The sequence below is a fragment of the Collinsella sp. D33t1_170424_A12 genome, assembly GCF_015554865.1.
In the GTDB taxonomy this organism is placed as follows: Bacteria; Actinomycetota; Coriobacteriia; order Coriobacteriales; family Coriobacteriaceae; genus Collinsella.
On the sequence record NZ_JADNJJ010000173.1, the window covers coordinates 1 to 2,240 of the forward strand.

The window sequence follows — 2,240 nt, forward strand, 5'->3', positions numbered from 1 at the left end:
TCTCCACCGGCTTCGTCGAGGCCGACGGCACTAAGACGTTCCGCCCCTACGCCGAGATCACCCGCTGCGACATGGCTGCGTTCCTGCACCGCATGGCGGAGAAGGACCTGGTGAAGTAGCAGGCTCATAATGGGATATGCCTTACGGCATAATCTCGGGTGAAAGCACCGCTCCTTCGGGGGCGTGCTTTTGATAAAGTAAACATCGTTTCGGTTGCTTGCGCAGCGTTGTCGCCTCTGTTGCTCGGCAGGGCGCCGCGCTGCGCTGCAATAGTACTGTTCGTACAGCAAGTAGGAGGATGAATGAATCGAACTGTTTCGAGTAATCGGACAATTTGGTCGTTCATCCTCTGCTCCCTGACGCTGTGTGTGTTAACGGCATTCGGTGCCGCCACACCTGTTTGGGCTGCAGAGGGTGACTACCAGATTTATCCCACTCCGCATGCGGTGACCTACGCCGAGGGCACGCAGACGCTTCGCAAGGAAGCGAACGTCGTGCTCGAGGACGGCATCGATGCGGATACCGAAGCGCGCCTCAACGAGTCTCTGGCTCTGAAGGGCATGAAGGCCAAGAAGGCCAAGGGGCTCGGTGGCAAGCGCTCCACCAACATCCTGGTGGGCGTCAAGGGCTCCAACGGCGTCGTCGACAAGATGGTGGCCGAGCTCACCAAGGCCGGCGAGCTGACCGTGGCCGACGACCTGTTCAGCAAGACCGATGCGTATCTGCTCGCTTCGCTGCCCGCCAAGGGCGATACGCCCGACCGCGTGATCGTTCTGGGCGCCAGCACCGACGCCGCATACTACGGTCTGACCACCCTGTACCAGATCCTGCAGCAGGCCGACGGCGCATCTCTGCGCGCCTTCACCGTTGCAGACTACGCTGACGTCATCACCCGTGGCTTCATCGAGGGCTACTATGGCAATCCCTGGAGCACCGAGGACCGCGTCAACCTCATGAAGTGGGGCGGCTATTACAAGCTCAACGCGTACGTGTACGCTCCCAAGGACGACCCCAAGCACAATGCTCAGTGGCGCACCCTGTACACCGAGCAGGAGCTCAAGGAGAAGATCGCTCCGCTGGCCGAGGCCGGCAACGCTTCCAAGTGCCGTTTCGTGTACGCGCTGCATCCCTTCATGAGCAACCCCATCACCAACGCGAACTACGATGAGTCCGTCGCCATCCTGAAGAAGAAGTTCATCCAGGTCATGGATAACGGCGTCCGCCAGATCTCCATCCTGGCAGACGACGCCGGCAATCAGGGCAACGCGCTCTACATCAAGCTCTGCAAGGAGATGACCGAGTGGATTCGCGAGCAGCAGAAGGCCACCAACGAGGACGGTTCGCTTAAGTACCCCGGCCTCAAGGACACCATCATCTTCTGCCCGGTGAACTACATGGGCTACGGCGAGGGCTGGTATAGCCAGCTTCCCGACAACATCCAGGTCGTTAATACCGGCGGTCGCGTCTGGGGCAAGATCGATGGCAACTTCGCCTCGGCTTTCCAGCGCAACTCCGGCGTTGCTCCCTTCATGTGGATCAACTGGCCGTGCTCCGATAACGACAAGGACGCCCTGCACATGGGCGGCCACAACAACTTCCTGGGCTCCGATGTGAAGCCGGGCCAGGTCAAGGGCGTCGTGCTCAACCCCATGCAGCAGTCCGAGCCTTCCAAGCAGGGCATCTTCATGAATGCCGACTTCACCTGGAACCTTTGGAAGTCCGAGGACCATGCCAACCAGGCGTGGGAGGATTCGTTCTCCTACGTCGACCATAACTCCCCGGTCGCAACGGCTGGCTCCAACGCTCTCAAGTCCCTCTCCGGCCATGCCCTGCGCATGTACGGCGGTGGCGCTACGTGGGAGAACGGCGAGTCCGCTGCTATCAAGGACAAGCTCGCCGCGTTCCGCACCAAGCTTTCCACCGGCACCGTGACCGAGGACGACGTCACCGAGATGACCCAGATCTTCACCGAGCTGAAGAAGATCGCCGAGTCCTATCGTGCTGGCGCCGGCAACAAGGCCATGCTCAACCAGATCGTGTACTGGGTCGACGCCATGTCCGAGCAGTCCGAGGCCGCCCTTCTCGAGCTCGAAGCCGTTAAGGCCGATCTCAAGGGTGACAAGTCCACGCTGATCGCCAAGTACTCCGAGGGCACCGCCAAGCTGGACGAGGCCAACGGCCACGGCTATCACTACGTGAACCACACCGAGTATGCCCGTATCGGCAAGGCGCACATCGTG

At 60.6% G+C, this 2,240-nt stretch carries 1 protein-coding gene; it reads left to right on the forward strand.

Features of this window, described 5'->3' with window-relative positions; genetic code table 11:
- Positions 1-302 precede the first annotated feature (302 nt).
- A partial coding sequence (locus I2E26_RS07395; RefSeq protein ID WP_195420222.1) for a beta-N-acetylglucosaminidase domain-containing protein occupies positions 303-2,240 on the forward strand: 1,938 nt, incomplete at its 3' end.